Origin of the sequence: Sulfitobacter sp. HNIBRBA3233 (assembly GCF_040149665.1) — a bacterium.
Taxonomy (GTDB): domain Bacteria; phylum Pseudomonadota; class Alphaproteobacteria; order Rhodobacterales; family Rhodobacteraceae; genus Sulfitobacter; species Sulfitobacter marinivivus.
On sequence record NZ_JBEFLP010000001.1, the window covers coordinates 1931991 to 1945789 of the forward strand.

The 13799-nt window shown below is 65.8% G+C and carries 20 protein-coding genes; 16 read left to right on the forward strand and 4 right to left on the reverse strand.

Annotated features, from left to right (window positions below; translation table 11 throughout):
• A complete protein-coding gene (locus ABMC89_RS09470; protein WP_439655645.1) occupies positions 1–390 on the reverse strand; it encodes an AtpZ/AtpI family protein in 390 nt (129 codons plus the stop codon).
• A gap of 279 nt (positions 391–669) precedes the next feature.
• On the opposite strand from ABMC89_RS09470, the gene ABMC89_RS09475 reads away from it, so the two are divergent.
• Positions 670–1008 carry an ArsR/SmtB family transcription factor gene (locus ABMC89_RS09475; protein WP_349567536.1) on the forward strand — a complete coding sequence of 113 codons (339 nt, stop codon included), beginning with the start codon at positions 670–672 and terminating at the stop codon, positions 1006–1008.
• 287 nt (positions 1009–1295) lie between these two features.
• Here ABMC89_RS09475 and ABMC89_RS09480 read toward each other — a convergent pair whose 3' ends face one another.
• Both ABMC89_RS09480 and ABMC89_RS09485 read right to left on the reverse strand, forming a co-directional pair.
• Complete coding sequence (locus tag ABMC89_RS09480) at positions 1296–2216, reverse strand: DMT family transporter (protein ID WP_349567538.1); 921 nt, start codon at positions 2214–2216, stop codon at positions 1296–1298.
• Positions 2217–2229: 13 nt separating this feature from the next.
• Complete coding sequence (locus ABMC89_RS09485; RefSeq protein ID WP_349567540.1) at positions 2230–3108, reverse strand: LysR family transcriptional regulator; 879 nt, start codon at positions 3106–3108, stop codon at positions 2230–2232.
• Positions 3109–3313: 205 nt separating this feature from the next.
• On the opposite strand from ABMC89_RS09485, the gene ABMC89_RS09490 reads away from it, so the two are divergent.
• The 15 genes from ABMC89_RS09490 (at position 3314) to rpmE (ending at position 12787) form a co-directional block, all read left to right on the forward strand.
• A complete protein-coding gene (locus ABMC89_RS09490; protein WP_349567542.1) occupies positions 3314–3880 on the forward strand; it encodes an FMN-dependent NADH-azoreductase in 567 nt (188 codons plus the stop codon).
• A gap of 197 nt (positions 3881–4077) precedes the next feature.
• A complete protein-coding gene (ffh, locus tag ABMC89_RS09495) occupies positions 4078–5574 on the forward strand; it encodes a signal recognition particle protein (protein WP_349567544.1) in 1497 nt (498 codons plus the stop codon).
• 109 nt (positions 5575–5683) lie between these two features.
• The gene (locus ABMC89_RS09500; RefSeq protein WP_349567546.1) at positions 5684–5986 is read left to right on the forward strand and encodes a chorismate mutase; all 303 of its coding nucleotides are present in this window, start codon (positions 5684–5686) and stop codon (positions 5984–5986) included.
• Between the two features lie 12 nt (positions 5987–5998).
• Complete coding sequence (gene rpsP, locus ABMC89_RS09505; protein ID WP_349567548.1) at positions 5999–6403, forward strand: 30S ribosomal protein S16; 405 nt, start codon at positions 5999–6001, stop codon at positions 6401–6403.
• A gap of 15 nt (positions 6404–6418) precedes the next feature.
• A complete protein-coding gene (bluB, locus tag ABMC89_RS09510; RefSeq protein ID WP_349567550.1) occupies positions 6419–7045 on the forward strand; it encodes a 5,6-dimethylbenzimidazole synthase in 627 nt (208 codons plus the stop codon).
• Complete coding sequence (locus ABMC89_RS09515; protein ID WP_349567552.1) at positions 7045–7194, forward strand: hypothetical protein; 150 nt, start codon at positions 7045–7047, stop codon at positions 7192–7194. The genes bluB and ABMC89_RS09515 overlap by 1 nt, the downstream gene beginning before the upstream one ends.
• Positions 7191–7772, forward strand: a complete 582-nt coding sequence (gene rimM / locus ABMC89_RS09520) for a ribosome maturation factor RimM (protein ID WP_349567554.1) — start codon at positions 7191–7193, stop codon at positions 7770–7772. Before ABMC89_RS09515 ends, rimM begins: the two co-directional genes overlap by 4 nt.
• Positions 7769–8554: a hypothetical protein gene (locus ABMC89_RS09525; protein ID WP_349567556.1), complete on the forward strand. Its 786-nt coding sequence runs from the start codon at positions 7769–7771 to the stop codon at positions 8552–8554. The genes rimM and ABMC89_RS09525 overlap by 4 nt, the downstream gene beginning before the upstream one ends.
• The gene (locus ABMC89_RS09530; protein ID WP_349567558.1) at positions 8554–9348 is read left to right on the forward strand and encodes a hypothetical protein; all 795 of its coding nucleotides are present in this window, start codon (positions 8554–8556) and stop codon (positions 9346–9348) included. The genes ABMC89_RS09525 and ABMC89_RS09530 overlap by 1 nt, the downstream gene beginning before the upstream one ends.
• Positions 9345–10151, forward strand: coding sequence for a tRNA (guanosine(37)-N1)-methyltransferase TrmD (gene trmD, locus ABMC89_RS09535; protein ID WP_349567560.1), 807 nt, complete (start codon positions 9345–9347; stop codon positions 10149–10151). The genes ABMC89_RS09530 and trmD overlap by 4 nt, the downstream gene beginning before the upstream one ends.
• Complete coding sequence (locus tag ABMC89_RS09540; RefSeq protein ID WP_349567562.1) at positions 10144–10890, forward strand: polysaccharide deacetylase family protein; 747 nt, start codon at positions 10144–10146, stop codon at positions 10888–10890. The genes trmD and ABMC89_RS09540 overlap by 8 nt, the downstream gene beginning before the upstream one ends.
• Positions 10891–10893: 3 nt before the next feature.
• Positions 10894–11739 carry a GNAT family N-acetyltransferase gene (locus tag ABMC89_RS09545; RefSeq protein WP_349567564.1) on the forward strand — a complete coding sequence of 282 codons (846 nt, stop codon included), beginning with the start codon at positions 10894–10896 and terminating at the stop codon, positions 11737–11739.
• A gap of 50 nt (positions 11740–11789) precedes the next feature.
• A complete protein-coding gene (locus ABMC89_RS09550) occupies positions 11790–11951 on the forward strand; it encodes a DUF1328 family protein (RefSeq protein WP_349567566.1) in 162 nt (53 codons plus the stop codon).
• Positions 11952–12179: 228 nt separating this feature from the next.
• A complete protein-coding gene (rplS, locus tag ABMC89_RS09555; RefSeq protein WP_349567568.1) occupies positions 12180–12554 on the forward strand; it encodes a 50S ribosomal protein L19 in 375 nt (124 codons plus the stop codon).
• Positions 12555–12565: 11 nt separating this feature from the next.
• Positions 12566–12787, forward strand: coding sequence for a 50S ribosomal protein L31 (rpmE, locus tag ABMC89_RS09560; protein ID WP_349567570.1), 222 nt, complete (start codon positions 12566–12568; stop codon positions 12785–12787).
• Between the two features lie 151 nt (positions 12788–12938).
• On the opposite strand, the gene ABMC89_RS09565 is transcribed toward rpmE, so the two are convergent.
• Positions 12939–13784 carry a LysR family transcriptional regulator gene (locus tag ABMC89_RS09565; protein ID WP_349567572.1) on the reverse strand — a complete coding sequence of 282 codons (846 nt, stop codon included), beginning with the start codon at positions 13782–13784 and terminating at the stop codon, positions 12939–12941.
• Positions 13785–13799: the final 15 nt, after the last annotated feature.

Sequence of the window (13799 nt, forward strand, 5' to 3'; positions counted from 1 at the left end):
TCAGGCCCCTTTGTTCTCGTCGCCCGGATCGCGGGCTGTGCCAGTCCTGCCCGTGTCGGGCGTATCAATCTCTTCCGCCAGCTCTGCCAGCAGCTTCGCCTGTATCTCGTTCGCCGAGCGCAGCATGGTCTTTACCCCCGCCGCAAGGCCCAGCATCGTGAACAGCACCATGAATATCGGCAGCGTCCCAAACAGAACATCCAGCCCGTATCCGATGCCGAAACCGATCCCGAGACCGGCAACAAGCTCTATCACCATCCGCCAGGCCAGTTGCGCCTGTGAATAATGCTCGTCCGCCCGGGGTTTGGGTGCGGTCAGGCCTCTGGCCTTCGCGATGCGCGCCTCGATCGCCTTCATCTGTTCTTTGCGATCTTGGTCTTCCACGCGCATTTCACCCCGGATGACGTGCGGATTAGCTACTGCGCTGCGGCGAAGGAGTCAACGCCGGGACGACGACCTGTAAGATACTGTATTTTAATGATATAAATTTAGAAACACGGCTGCCGAGCCTGCCGGCAGCGACCAATAGGACAGAAATGCTTATTCAACCATCCGGTTGATTGTACCCAATTGGCTGCGCGGACCGATGAGGCGCCCTGCCCCGATACGCCGCCCGCAGGGGCCGCACGAGGGGCTTGACGGGGCAGCACCCGCGTGACCTTTAGACATATGCCAACACCGCTAGACACCGTCTTTGCCGCCCTTGCCGATCCGACGCGCCGCCGCATCCTGTCGATGCTGCTGGAGGATGACATGGCGGTGACGGATGTGGCCGAGCCCTTCGAGATGTCGCTGGCGGCAATCTCGAAACATCTGGCGATCCTCGCCAATGCCGGCCTGATCGCGCAGGAAAAACGCGGGCGGGTGAAGTGGTGCAAGCTGGAGCCGGATGCGCTGAAGGCGGCATCGGTCTGGATGCAGGGGTTCGGCCAGTTCGAACCTGTCCACCTCGACGCGTTCGAGCGGTTTCTCGCGGCGGAGTTTCCCGACAGTTCCAGAAACGACTAAGGCAGCCGCCCTTGCCGGACCGCTGCCTCAAACTCGTTAATCAAAACGGTATTTAACCTGTCGACGTGCCTCAGAGAACGAACTGCACGATTGCCAGAACGATGACGACGAGACCGACGAGATAGATGATGCCACGCATTGGGGTATTCCTTTTCAGTTATCAGGCAAAGTTCTGAGCGGTGGTCAGGCCACCCCGAGCAGGCGCAATATGATGACGACGATCACGACGAGACCGACGAGATAGATGATACTGCGCACGACACGGTTCCTTGGCTTTGCGTTACCTTTCAACGCGCCGGGCGCGGATTACGTTCCCGATTTTGTGAACTTTCGTCATCGCGCAACAAGAGCAGCAGCGCGAGCACCGTCATCACCACACCCACGGCCATCACCGGCGGCGGCAGGGCGTTGCCCAGCGCGACCTCCCAGCCGATGACCCAGCTGGGCACAAGATAGGTGTAGGCCATGACCTTGGCCGAGGGCAGGCGCATGGTGGCGAACTGCACCAGCACGAATGTGATCGCACTGGCGCCCAGTGCCACATAGAAGATCGTGACCCAGACCAGCGGGCGCAGCGCGGTCCAGTCGGTCGCGGCGATATCGCGCCAGCCGATCAGCGCCATCAGCCCCGCCCCCGCAACCAGCGTGCCGAAGGAGAATACCACCGCGCTTTCGCCGCGGTTGAGCTTGCGGATCATCGGCGTATAGACCGCGTGGCTGAGGCAGCCGAAGAAGAAGATCAGCTCGCCACGGCCGATCTCGAACGCCAGCAGCGCCCCCAGATCGGCGCGGAAAATCACCCAGAGCGCGCCCGCCCCCCCGATGAGCAGCGCCAGCGCCATGCGCGCGGTGGTGCGCTGGCGCAGCAGAAACCACGCGATGACCGCCGACATCGCCGGCACGAGGGTAAAGACCGCCGCCGCACTGACGGGGCGCGCGGTTTTCAGCCCCTCGAACATCAGAACGAAATAGATCGAAAAGAAACCGCCCAGCACCAGATACCGCCATGGCGCGCGCAGGGCGCTGCGCGGGATGCCGCCGCGCGCCACCGCGACCGCGCCCACCGCCGCCCCCGCGATCACGAACCGCAGCGTGTTCAGTGCAAGCGGCGAAATCTCGTTCGCCACCATCGCCCCGAGAGAGAATGATCCCGCCACCAGCGCCGAAAACACCAGCATGGCCGCATGGCCCTGCGTCTGCGGCGACATCAGGAAGGTCCGCTCAAAACGTGCCCGCCACGACGTGGGTTTTCAGGAATTTCACCAGCGCCTGCACCTTGGTCGTGCGGTGCAGATCGACATGGGTCACCAGCCACAGCGGCGTTGTCCATTCCGGGCGCGAGGGGACGACCTCGATCAGGCCGGGGGTGGTGCGCCCGCGGTTTTCGGGCAGAAAGCCCAGCCCCGCACCGGCGCGCACCGCATCCTCCAGAACGTGGCTGTCGTTGCTGCGGAACACGACATTGGCGCGCGGGATCGCACCTGCGAGCCATTTCTCGAAGGGCGCGCGGCTGCTGGCGTCATCGGAGGCGACGAAGCGGTGGTTGACCAGATCCGCCGCATCGGCGGGCATCCCGTGCGCGTCGACGTAGCTTTGCGCGGCGAAGAGCGCCATCGGCGCCTCGATCAGATGCTGGACCACGTTGTCGGGTTGCTCTGGCGCGGCGCCCGCGCGGATCGCCACATGCGCTTCGCCGTATTCCAGCCGGAACAGGCGGTCGCCCGTCAGGTAGCGCACCACCAGATCGGGATACTGCGACTGGAAGTCGACCATCAGCGGCGCAAGCTGTGGCCCCAGCGACACCAGCGACGTGATCACCAGATCCCCCGACACGCCACTGCCCTGCCCCTTGATCCGGCTGAGAAGCTGCGAAAACTGGTCGTCGGTGGCCTGCGCCACGCGCAGAAGGTCCCGCCCCGCCTCGGTCGGGGTGTAGCCGCGGGCGTGGCGCTGGAACAACTTGATTCCCAACCGCCCTTCCAGCGCGTCGATGTGCCGGATCACGGTCGCGTGGTGGACGCCCAGTTGCTCGGCCGCGCCGCTGACCGTGCCAAGGCGCGCCACCTGAAATGCGGTCCTGACCTCATCCCAATTCTCCATGCGCACCCCGTCTGCTTACCAATACGCGCCCATTGTGGGGGGGATGCCGCACAAAGCGCAAGCGGGAAACCCGCGCGCCACGCCAGCCGGGCTTGCGGCGGGAGATCTCGCAAATTCGCACAGAGACTGTTTTGATTTCGACCTATCGTGCGAACGCAAACTCACTATCTGAGCAGCCTACATGAACACGAAAGGCAGTTCTCCCATGTCCATCCTTCACATCACCTCCTCCGCGAACCCCGGCGCCTCGACATCCAAGATGCTGGGCGAAGAAGTTCTGACCGCGATCGGCGGCAGCGTCACGCACCGCGACACCAACACAGGCATCCCGCCCGTGGATGGCGACTGGATCGCCGCCAACTTCACCCCTGCGGACGGTCGCAGCGACGCGCAGGCCGAAAAGCTGGCCCTGTCGGACACGCTGATCGAGGAAATCCGCGCCGCGGACACGCTGGTGATCTCGGCGCCCGTTTATAACTTCGGCATCCCCTCAACACTGAAAGCGTGGATCGACCAGATCTGCCGCGCCGGAGAGACCTTCCGCTACTCCGAAACCGGCCCCGAAGGCCTGCTGAAAGGCAAGCGCGCGATTCTGGTGCTGGCGTCCGGCGGGATGCCTGTCGGCTCCGAGTTCGACTTTGCCTCGACCTACCTGCGTCAGGTCATGGGCTTTATCGGCATCACCGATGTCGAGGTTATTGCCGCCGACCGCATCATGGAAGAAGGCGACGAAGCCGTGGCTGACGCCCGCCGCGCGATCGCCGCACTCTGACCCCGCCGGGGCCGGGTTGACAGATCCGGCCCCGCGCAGTATTCGGCCCTCACATCTCCGGAAGTGTGTTCTTCCGGTCCTGTTCTTTTCAGGATCGCCCCCAGTCAGCGTGTTACGCCCACTGGGGCATTTGTGCATTCACGCGGGCGTTCCTATTTTGGGACAGACCGCAACCGATACGAAGGGGCCATACGCCCATGTTTGAGAATCTCAGCGAACGCCTGTCCGGCGTTTTCGACCGGCTGACAAAGCAGGGCGCGCTCTCGGAAGAGGACGTGAAGACAGCCCTGCGCGAAGTCCGCGTGGCGCTTCTGGAGGCGGACGTGTCGCTGCCCGTGGCGCGCGATTTCGTCAAGACCGTTCAGGAAAAGGCGACCGGTCAGGCGGTGACCAAATCCATCACCCCCGGCCAGCAGGTCGTCAAGATCGTGCACGACGCGCTGATCGACGTTCTGAAAGGCGAGGGCGAACCGGGTGCGCTGAAGATCGATAACCCGCCCGCGCCGATCCTGATGGTCGGACTGCAGGGCGGCGGCAAGACGACGACCACCGCCAAGCTGGCCAAGCGCCTCAAGGAAAAAGAGGGCAAGCGCGTGCTGATGGCCTCGCTCGACGTGAACCGGCCCGCGGCGATGGAACAGCTGGCGATCCTCGGCACGCAGATCGGCGTCGACACCCTGCCCATCGTCAAGGGCGAAGACCCCGTCACCATCGCCAAGCGCACCAAGACGCAGGCGTCTCTGGGCGGTTACGATGTCTACATGCTCGACACCGCCGGTCGTTTGTCAATCGACGACGAACTGATGGCGCAGGTCGAGGCCGTGCGCGACGTGACCAACCCGCGCGAGACGCTGCTGGTTGTCGATGGCCTGACCGGTCAGGACGCCGTGCAAACCGCCGAGAATTTCAACACCCGCATCGGCATCACCGGCGTCGTGCTGACACGGATGGACGGCGACGGACGCGGCGGCGCCGCGCTGTCGATGCGCGCGGTCACCGGCAAGCCGATCAAATACGTCGGTCTGGGCGAGAAGATGGACGCCCTCGAAACCTTCGAGCCGGAGCGGATCGCGGGCCGGATCCTCGGCATGGGCGACATCGTGGCGCTGGTCGAACGGGCGCAGGAAACGCTGGAGGCCGAACAGGCCGAGCGCATGATGAAGCGCATGGCCAAGGGTCAGTTCAACATGAACGACCTGAAGATGCAGCTTGAACAGATGATGAAGATGGGCGGCATGCAGGGCATGATGGGCATGATGCCCGGCATGGGCAAGATGGCCAAGCAGATGGACGATGCGGGCCTCGACGACCGGATCCTCAAGCAGCAGATCGCCCTGATCAACTCGATGACCAAGAAAGAGCGCGCCAATCCCGCGCTGTTGCAGGCCAGCCGCAAGAAACGCATCGCCAAGGGTGCGGGCCTCGAGGTCAGTGACCTCAACAAGCTGATGAAGATGCAGCGCCAGATGTCGGACATGATGAAGAAGCTCGGCAAGGGCAAAGGCGGCATGATGAAACAGGCCATGAAAGCCATGATGGGCAAGGGCGGCATGGACCCCGCGGCGATGGCGCAGGGCATGGACCCCAAGGCGCTGGAAGCGGCAGCCAAGCAGATGGGCGGCAAGCTGCCCGGTGGCATGGGCGGCGGCATGGGCCTGCCCCCCGGCCTGTCCGGTTTCGGAAAGAAGAAATGATGCGCGCGCCAGTCTCCCTTGCGGCGGCCCGCACGCCGCGCCCCTGCGAGCACGTTGCTGCGCGCGCCAAGACTGTCGTCGCGCCCCGGCGCGGCATGGAGGTCACGCCATGACAGATGCCGTGACACGCGCCGCCGAGGTCCTCAAGGAGCACCGCGCCAGCATCGACCGGCTCGATGCGATTCTCGTCTACACGCTGGGCGAGCGGTTCAAACACACGCAGGCTGTCGGGAAACTGAAAGCCACCCACGACCTTCCCCCGTCCGATCCCAGCCGCGAAGCGGCACAGATCGCGCGGCTCGAAGATTTGGCAAAACAGGCGGATCTCGATCCCGAGTTTGCCAAGAAGTTTCTGAACTTCATCATCGCTGAAGTCATTCAGCACCACAAACAACACCAATCTGATACGTAAGGATACACTCCCATGGCTATGAAAATTCGCCTCGCCCGCGGCGGCTCCAAGAAGCGCCCGTTCTACAGCATCGTTGCCGCCGACAGCCGCATGCCCCGCGACGGCCGCTTCCTCGAGAAGCTCGGCACATATGCGCCGCTGCTGCCGAAAGACAGCGAGGACCGCGTCAAGATGAACATGGAGCGCGTTCAGTACTGGCTCGATCAGGGCGCCCAGCCCACCGACCGCGTCCAGCGCATGCTCGAAGCCGCAGGCGTCCGTGAAAAGACCGAGCGCAACAACCCCAACAAGGGTGCACCGGGCAAGAAAGCCCAGGACCGCGCACAGGAGAAAGCCGACAAGGCAGCCGCAGCAGCAGAAGCCGCCAACGCTCCCGCCGAAGAGGCCCCCGCGGAAGAAGCAGCCGCCGAAGAATAAGGCGCGTTGCCCGGCATGCAGTTTTCAGACGATTTCCGTGCCGGGCTGACCGACCTGATGCGCTGGCGCCGCGATGTGCGCCAGTTCAGAACCGACCCCGTGGAGGAGGCGCTCGTGACCGAGTGCCTCTCCACCCTCTCTCTTGCCCCTTCCGTCGGACTTTCCGAACCGTGGCGCGTGATCCGCGTGCGCAGCGCGGCCATGCGCGCGGCGGCGCGCGCGAATTTCGAAGCGGCCAATGCCGAGGCGCTCGCGGGATATGCCGGCGATCAAGCCGGCCTCTACGCCTCGCTGAAGCTGTCGGGCATGCGCGATGCTCCCGAACAGCTTGCCATCTTTTGCGACGATGGCACGACCAAGGGCGCGGGGCTGGGCGCGGCAACCATGCCCGAAATGCGCCGCTATTCGGTCGTGGGCGCGATCACGCTGATGTGGCTGCACGCGCGCAGCCGCGGGTTGGGGATCGGCTGGGTGTCGATCCTCGATCCCGACCGCCTGTGCCGCGATCTCGACGTACCGGCGGACTGGACGCTGGTCGCTTACCTTTGCCTTGGCTGGCCCAAGGATGTATCCACGACCCCAGAACTTGAGACCAAAGGCTGGGAGGCGCGCGCCGCCGAGCTGCATATCGAGGACCGCTGATGTTTGGCCTGTTGAAATTCCTGTTCGTGCTGGTGATCGGGGTTTACCTCGGCTTTCAGGCCAACATGATGCTGATGCGCAGCGAATGCGCCGCTGGCGAGGGCCAGTGGACCGGTACGATCTGCGTCGATTCGGAGCTGCTGCAATGAGCGATACCAAAGTCTGCGTCGGTGCGATCTCGGGCGCCTATGGCGTGCGCGGCGAAGTGCGCGTCAAAAGCTTCTGCGCGCGGCCCGACGATATCGAGGCCTACAGCCCCCTGACCGATGAAAGCGGCGACCGCAGGTTCACGCTGGCCCTGCTGCATCCGATCAAGAACGGGTTTTCCGCGCGGATCGCCGAGGTCGCCACCAAGGAAGAGGCCGACGCCCTGCGCGGCGCGCAGCTTTACGCGGATCGCACCCAGCTGCCGTCCCTGCCCGACGACGAATTCTACCATGCCGACCTGATCGGCGTCGATGTCTTCGACACCGGTGGCACGCGGCTGGGGCGGGTGAAGACCGTCCAGAACAACGGCGCCGACGACCTGCTGGAGCTGCAACTGGCGGGCGGGTCGAACACCGTTTTCCTGCCCTTTACCAAGGCGGCGATCCCGACGGTTGATCTGGCCGCCGGGCGCATCGTGGCGGATCCGCCCGACGGGCTGCTGCCGGAGGCCGCCGGTGGCCCTGCGGAGGACGCGCCGCACCAAGGCGCGGAGGACGCCTCCCGCGACACCCCCGAATGAGACGGGTGATCTTCCACGCGGGCTTCCACAAGACCGGCACCACGGCGCTGCAACAGACGCTGCGCGCCAACCGTCAGGCCCTGCGCCCGGAAATCCGGCTGGTACTGCGCCCGGGCATGACGGCGCTGTGCGAATCCGCCCGCGCCTACAGCCGCAGCCTCAGCGATGTGGACCTCGGCATGGTCAAATTCGAGGCCGCGGCCCTCGCGCGCGTGCTCGACGACGAAATGGCGGACCAGATCTTCATCACCTCCGAGGATCTGTCCGGCCACATGCCCGGACGCCACGGGTTGCGCGACTATGCCGCCGCCCCCGACCTGATGCGCGCGCTCGCTGTGGCCTTCGGTGCGGCCTGCCCCGAGGACGAGATCGCCTTTCTCTTCACCACCCGTGCCGCCGATCCGTGGCTGCGCAGCTGCTACGTGCAACATCTGCGCGCCAGCCGCATGGTGCTGGACGCGGATGACTATACCTCCCGCCTCGCGGCGTCGGCGGATCACGCGGCGATCATCGACCGGATCCGCGCCGAAGTGCCCGATCACAAGGTGCACGTCGCGGCCCTCGAAGACCACGCCGATGCGCCCCTCGGGCTGGCCGAAGTCGCACTCGACCTGCTGGAAGTCTCTGCCGCGCGCCGTGCAAGGCTGCGCCCCGCGCAGGGCCACCGCAACGCGGCCCCCACCCCCGCCCAGACCGCCGAGCTGCTGGCGCTCAACCGGTCCGATCTGTCTCAGGCCGATCTGAAAGCCGCCAAGGCCCGCGTGATGGAGCAAGACAGCTGATGCCCCGCCGGATCGTCATACACGCAGGCTTTCACAAGACCGGCACGAGCAGCGTGCAGCAGACCCTGCGCGCCGCGCGCGGCACGCTGAAACCGGCGCTGGCGCTGCGGTTGAAGGGCCAGATGACCGAACTGATGCAGGCCACGCGGGGCTATTCGACCTACCTGACCGAAGACGCGCTCGACAAGGTGTCGCGCCGGTTCGACGCGATGCTTGACGGGCTGCCGGGGATGCCGCGCCGCACGCTGCTGATCTCAGCGGAGGAGCTTTCGGGGCATCTGCCGGGGCGCGGGCTGCTGGCGACCTACAGCGCGGCGCCGGTGCTGATGTATCTCTACTGGCAGCGGATCCGCGCGCGGTTCACCGAGACGCCGGTGCATTTCTGCTTCACCACCCGCGACCCCGATACATGGCACCGCTCGGCCTGGGCCGAACATGTCACCTCCTCCTCGCTGACCCTGTCGTTCGAGGAGTTCTGCGCAAGCTATCCCGATGCGCCGGACCTGCGCGGGATCGTCAGCCAGGTCACCGCCCGCGTGCCCGCCCCCGTCCACGCCATCGCGCTGGAGGATTGCGCCGACCGCCGGCTCGGCCCCGCCGACGCGGTGCTGGATCTGTGCGACATTCCCGATGACCTGCGCGCCGCCATCCCCGCCCAGCCGCCCCAGAACCGGCGCGCCGACGACGCGACGCTTGCCGCCCTTCTGGCGGCGAACCGCACCCACGAAGACCCGGACACGCGTCGCGCCGCGAAACGCGCGATCCTTGCCGCCGCAGAGGGCCCCACCGCATGAGCGACAGCGAAAGACCTCTCAAATCCCACGGCACCCGCCGCGTGACTGCAACGCTGAAACCGCGCGAGCTGATGCAGGAGACGCCCGATTACGTCGGCGCGTGGCGCGCCCATGTCATCACCCTGTTTCCCGAGTTGTTTCCCGGTGTGCTGGGTGCCAGCCTGACCGGCCGCGCACTGAAGGAAGGCCGCTGGCAGTTGCACGCCCACGATCTGCGCACCCACGGGCTGACCAAGCACCGCAACGTCGATGACACCCCCGCCGGCGGCGGCGCGGGCATGGTGCTGCGCGCCGATGTGGTCGGCCCCGCGATCGAGGCTGTGATGGATCAGGCGTCAGGCCGCTGGCCGATCCTCTACATGTCGCCGCGCGGGCGGCGTTTCGATCAGGCGATGGCGCGCGATTTGGCGCGCTGCGACGGCGTGACACTGCTCTGCGGGCGGTTCGAAGGCGTCGACGAACGGGTGATCGAACACTACGGCATCACCGAGGTATCGCTGGGCGATTTCGTGATGACCGGTGGAGAGCTTGCCGCGCAGGCGATGATCGACGCCACCGTGCGCCTGCTGCCCGGTGTGCTGGGCAACGCCGAAAGCGCGGTCGAGGAAAGCCATTCGGACGGCCTGCTGGAGCATCCGCAGTATACCAAGCCTGCCGAATGGCAGGGCCGCGCGATCCCGCCGGTGTTGATGTCGGGCAACCACGCGGAAATCGCCAGATGGCGGCGCGAGATGTCCGAGAAGCTGACGCAGGAGCGTCGCCCCGATCTCTGGGCCGCGCGGAACGCAAAACGCGATGGCTGACTGGTCCGATCTGCGCGACGAGCTGGACCGCTGGCAACACGCCGGCCTGCGCCCGCGCCTGTGGTGGCGTGACGACGACGCCCAAGCCGTCACCCCCGCGCTCGACCTGCTGCTGTCGCAATCGGATCGCCACGGCGTGCCGGTGCACCTGTCGGTGATCCCCGAAGGGCTGCACCCCGATCTGGCCCCGCGTCTGGACCGCGCCCCGCGCGCGTGGGTGCTGCAGCACGGGCTGCGCCACCGCAACCACGAACCCAAGGGCAGCCCCGCCTCCGAAGTCGGTGCCACCCGCCCCCTGCCCGATCAGGTCGCGGACCTGCGGCGCGGCTGGGCGCTTCTTGCCGGCGCAGGCTTGCCCCGCCTGCTGCCCGCGCTGGTGCCGCCATGGAACCGCATCGGCGATGAGACCCGCGCGCGCCTGCCCGATCTGGGCTACAGCTATCTGTCCAGCTACGAGGGGCGCGGCGATGCCGCCCCGGTGCCGGGGCTTTTCCACCTCGATGCGCATCTCGACCCGATCCGCTGGAAAAAGGGAAATGTCTTTCGCGGCGCGCACAAGATGCTCGATATGCTGATCGACCATCTGGCGCAGCGCCGGACGGGGGCCCCCGCACATCCGGTCGGGCTGGTCACGCACCACTTGCAAACCGGCGATGACATCTGGGCCTTCACGGACCGGCTCTTTGCCGAAACCGCGGGCCTGTGGCACGATCTGCCCGCCCTGCGGCAGGAGGCCTGAGCAATGGTCGAGATCAGTTTCGCCACCCCCGCCCAGCGCGTCGAGATCGAAGAGTTCATGCACGCGGCTTTTCCACGCGCGAAATGGGGGCGTGACGGCTGGACCCGCCTGCTGGCCAGCCGCTGGCTGGAGGGCGGCGAATTTGCGGTGCAGGCGCGGGACGGCGATGCGCTGGTCGGCGTGATGGGCATGAACGACAGCCTGCGCCACACCCCGCGCGGGCCGCAAAGCTACCGCAACCTCACATCGTGGTACGTTCTGAAATCCCATCGCGGCATGGGGTTGGGAGAGCGGCTGATGCATCACGCCATGGCCGACCCGCAGGTCACCTCGACCAACCTGACCAGCGCCAAGGCGGCGCTGCCGCTGGTGGACCGCATCGGGTTTCGCGTGCTCGACGACACCCGCTATACGTGGCGCAAATCCGGCGCGCCCGCCCTGTCGCTCAGCCGCGATCCGCTGGCCGAGGCGCCGCTGGATGCCGTTGACCGTCGCGTGCTGGCCGATCACGCCGATCTGGACCTTGTCCCGCTGGCCATCGACACCCCCGACGGGCTGTGCACGCTGGTGCTGTCGGTCAAGCAAAAGCGCGACGAATACGTCACCCACGAAGTCGTCTACGCGGGCCAGCCCGACCTGCTGGCGCGCAACGCGGCTGCCATCGCGGACACCGTGCTGCCCGACACGCCCGCCGTCTTCAGCGTCGACAGCCGGCTGGCACCGGGTGCCGCGCCGCCGCTGGTCGAGATGATCGAGGTGCCGCGTTTCTACAAGGGCAGCAGCCTGCTGCCCGCCGAGATCGACCACATGTATTCCGAGGTCGTGCTGATGGGTATGAAGCTTTACTGAAAGGAACAATTTCCGCGCGGGCCGCGTTGGCGTGCCAAAGGAGACCCGTCATGCTGGAAATCATTCTCATTCTGCTAGTTATTGCCGCCGTGGCAGCGCTTTTGGGGTTCGGCCGCATCTCCGGCCTTGCGCTGACCGGTGCGAAGCTGTTGATCGGGGTGGTGCTGGTGCTGTTCCTGCTGGTCATCCTCGGCGTCATCGCCATCACCTGACGCGCGGGACCTGACCAAGGGGCTTGAACACGCGCCCCTTCCCGCCTATACGCCCCCTGTCTGGACCGCGCAGCGATTCCGGGCGCGTACGCCGTTGCGTATGGATCAAAGCAAAGACGATGCTACCTTCGGTGCGCCGCTGCGGCAGGCGCAACAGGACAGACCGAAGCTCTTGGATCAGATGAAAACCTTCGTGGCATACCACGAGCATATTTAGGAGAAGATCAGATGAACCTGATCGCACAGATCGAGGCGGAACAGATCGCCGAACTGGGTCACCAGATTCCCGATTTCCGCGCCGGCGACACCATCCGTGTCGGCTTCAAGGTGACGGAAGGCACACGGACACGTGTGCAGAACTACGAAGGCGTCTGCATCAGCCGCAAGAACGGCAAGGGCATCGCCGGTTCGTTCACCGTCCGCAAGATTTCCTTCGGTGAAGGTGTGGAGCGTGTCTTCCCGCTGCACTCGACCAACATCGACAGCATCGAAGTCGTTCGCCGTGGCCGTGTGCGCCGCGCGAAACTGTACTATCTGCGCTCGCGCCGCGGCAAATCGGCCCGCATCACCGAGAACGCAAACTACAAGCCAGTCAAAGCGTAAGGGTCAGACCGATGAAAGCAGATACACATCCCGACTATCACATGATCAATGTGAAAATGACCGACGGCACCGTGGTTCAGATGAAATCCACATGGGGCGCCGAAGGCGACCAGCTGTCGCTCGACATCGACCCCTCCGTGCACCCCGCATGGACCGGCGGCTCCTCGCGCCTGATGGACACCGGCGGCCGCGTGTCGAAGTTCAAGAACAAATACGCAGGTCTGGGCTTCTAAGCCACGACGACCCGCAGAGAGATATGAAGGCGCGCCCCCACAGGCGCGCCTTTTGCTTTTCGGGGCGCGCGCCCTGCGCGCGGATCGACCGGGCGGGCATCCCCCGGCTGTATCCGAAAGCGCGCCGGGACCGGACAAACATCGGGACAGGTCAGGCCAGCAGGCCCGCCAGCAGCGGATGCGGGAAGCTGCGCGGCACCGTGATCGCGTAGAACGTTTCGGTCAGGTCCAGATCGAAAGGCGCGGTTTGCAGCATCCCCGACGCGATCTCGTCGGCCAGCACCACATCGGGCGCCAGCGCCACGCCGACGTTTTCGCGCGCCAGCAGGCGGACCATGGCCACGTCATCGGCTTCGGCGGCGATGGTCGGCGTGATGTCCAGACGCGCCAGCAGGCTGTCGAACCCGACGCGGATCGTGCCCGTGGGCAGGATCAGCGGCTCGGACGAGAGCAGCGACGACAGCGTATCGTGGGCCATGCGCGAGGGCGCGCCGTGCAGGGCCACCCGCTGCGCCGCGATGCTGTGGGTGGTAAAGGCAGTCGCCTCGCCGCTGCGCGGCGGTTCCGTCGCCAGAACCACGTCCACGCCCAGCGCGCCCAACATCTCGAGCAGCCCTTCGGCCTGCCCCGATTTCAGGATCACCTCGCAGGCCCCCAGAACCGGACGCAGAAACTGCAACTGGAAGTTCCGCGACAGCGTCGACAGCGCCCCGACCCGCAGCGGCGGGACGTCGGCGATACCGTGGGCCAGCACGGCCTCGAGTTCGGATCCCGTGGCAAAGATCCGGTCCGCGTGGTCCAGCACGATGCGCCCCACCTCGGTCAGGCGCAGCTGGCGACCGACGCGATCAAACAGCGGATGGCCCAGACGTTCCTCCAGCGCCTTGATCTGCGCCGACAGCGCCGATTGCGACAGGTTCAGCCGCTCGGCGGTGCGCGTCAGATGCCCTTCGTGCGCGACGGCGTGGAAATAGCGCAGATGGTGGTAGTTCAGCATGGATCGCCCCTTTCA

What these genes read in the sequence shown, in the direction of transcription:
- ABMC89_RS09485 (WP_349567540.1), bottom strand. Translation starts at nt 3,108, where the DNA reads ATGGAGAATTGGGATGAGGTCAGGACCGCATTTCAGGTGGCGCGCCTT.
- ABMC89_RS09490 (WP_349567542.1), top strand. Translation starts at nt 3,314, where the DNA reads ATGTCCATCCTTCACATCACCTCCTCCGCGAACCCCGGCGCCTCGACA.
- ffh (WP_349567544.1), top strand. Translation starts at nt 4,078, where the DNA reads ATGTTTGAGAATCTCAGCGAACGCCTGTCCGGCGTTTTCGACCGGCTG.
- rimM (WP_349567554.1), top strand. Translation starts at nt 7,191, where the DNA reads ATGAGCGATACCAAAGTCTGCGTCGGTGCGATCTCGGGCGCCTATGGC.
- ABMC89_RS09470 (WP_439655645.1), bottom strand. Translation starts at nt 390, where the DNA reads ATGCGCGTGGAAGACCAAGATCGCAAAGAACAGATGAAGGCGATCGAG.
- trmD (WP_349567560.1), top strand. Translation starts at nt 9,345, where the DNA reads ATGAGCGACAGCGAAAGACCTCTCAAATCCCACGGCACCCGCCGCGTG.
- ABMC89_RS09565 (WP_349567572.1), bottom strand. Translation starts at nt 13,784, where the DNA reads ATGCTGAACTACCACCATCTGCGCTATTTCCACGCCGTCGCGCACGAA.
- ABMC89_RS09515 (WP_349567552.1), top strand. Translation starts at nt 7,045, where the DNA reads ATGTTTGGCCTGTTGAAATTCCTGTTCGTGCTGGTGATCGGGGTTTAC.
- ABMC89_RS09480 (WP_349567538.1), bottom strand. Translation starts at nt 2,216, where the DNA reads ATGTCGCCGCAGACGCAGGGCCATGCGGCCATGCTGGTGTTTTCGGCG.
- rpsP (WP_349567548.1), top strand. Translation starts at nt 5,999, where the DNA reads ATGGCTATGAAAATTCGCCTCGCCCGCGGCGGCTCCAAGAAGCGCCCG.
- ABMC89_RS09530 (WP_349567558.1), top strand. Translation starts at nt 8,554, where the DNA reads ATGCCCCGCCGGATCGTCATACACGCAGGCTTTCACAAGACCGGCACG.
- ABMC89_RS09525 (WP_349567556.1), top strand. Translation starts at nt 7,769, where the DNA reads ATGAGACGGGTGATCTTCCACGCGGGCTTCCACAAGACCGGCACCACG.
- rplS (WP_349567568.1), top strand. Translation starts at nt 12,180, where the DNA reads ATGAACCTGATCGCACAGATCGAGGCGGAACAGATCGCCGAACTGGGT.
- rpmE (WP_349567570.1), top strand. Translation starts at nt 12,566, where the DNA reads ATGAAAGCAGATACACATCCCGACTATCACATGATCAATGTGAAAATG.
- ABMC89_RS09540 (WP_349567562.1), top strand. Translation starts at nt 10,144, where the DNA reads ATGGCTGACTGGTCCGATCTGCGCGACGAGCTGGACCGCTGGCAACAC.
- ABMC89_RS09545 (WP_349567564.1), top strand. Translation starts at nt 10,894, where the DNA reads ATGGTCGAGATCAGTTTCGCCACCCCCGCCCAGCGCGTCGAGATCGAA.
- bluB (WP_349567550.1), top strand. Translation starts at nt 6,419, where the DNA reads ATGCAGTTTTCAGACGATTTCCGTGCCGGGCTGACCGACCTGATGCGC.
- ABMC89_RS09475 (WP_349567536.1), top strand. Translation starts at nt 670, where the DNA reads ATGCCAACACCGCTAGACACCGTCTTTGCCGCCCTTGCCGATCCGACG.
- ABMC89_RS09500 (WP_349567546.1), top strand. Translation starts at nt 5,684, where the DNA reads ATGACAGATGCCGTGACACGCGCCGCCGAGGTCCTCAAGGAGCACCGC.
- ABMC89_RS09550 (WP_349567566.1), top strand. Translation starts at nt 11,790, where the DNA reads ATGCTGGAAATCATTCTCATTCTGCTAGTTATTGCCGCCGTGGCAGCG.